The 440-nt window shown below is 64.5% G+C and carries 1 protein-coding gene and 1 pseudogene; both read left to right on the top strand.

What is annotated here, in order from left to right; genetic code table 11:
- A partial coding sequence (locus BKD30_RS15175; RefSeq protein WP_143588231.1) for a transposase occupies positions 1-209 on the top strand: 209 nt, incomplete at its 5' end.
- A pseudogene (locus tag BKD30_RS15170) lies at positions 206-440 on the top strand (IS3 family transposase); the annotation flags it as partial. The gene BKD30_RS15175 and the pseudogene BKD30_RS15170, both read left to right, overlap by 4 nt.

Below are 440 nucleotides of genomic sequence, written 5' to 3'. Positions count from 1 at the left end.
CCGAGGTCGCACGAAGTATCGGCGTCCACGAGATGACATTGGGGAAATGGGTGAAGAAGGCCCGAGGTGAGGGGCGAGATCCCGAGCGTCCATTGAATGAGGATGAACGGGTGGAGCTGGAGCGCCTCCGCGAGGAGAACAAGAGACTCCGGATGGAGGCTGAGTTCGCAAAAAAAGTAGCGACCTGGTTCGCGAAAGACCCGCGGTGAAATACGCGGCGATCGCGGACTGGGCCGACTCCAATTCCTACCCGGTGACGTTCATGTGCGCCCAACTCGGGGTTTCCACTGCCGGCTACTACAAGTGGCGCGGCAGCGCCCCGTCGGCGCACGAGCGGCAGGACGGCGAGTTGATCGAGCTGATCAAGTACCACTACACCCATCTCGACGGCCGGCCTGGCGTGCGCCGCCTCCGGGCCGAGCTGGCCGCCGGCGGGCACC

It is taken from the genome of Tersicoccus phoenicis (genome assembly GCF_001968835.1).
GTDB classification, from domain to species: domain Bacteria; phylum Actinomycetota; class Actinomycetes; order Actinomycetales; family Micrococcaceae; genus Tersicoccus; species Tersicoccus phoenicis.
Note: the sequence above shows the minus strand (reverse complement) of the source record. Positions and strands in the feature narration are given on the sequence as shown.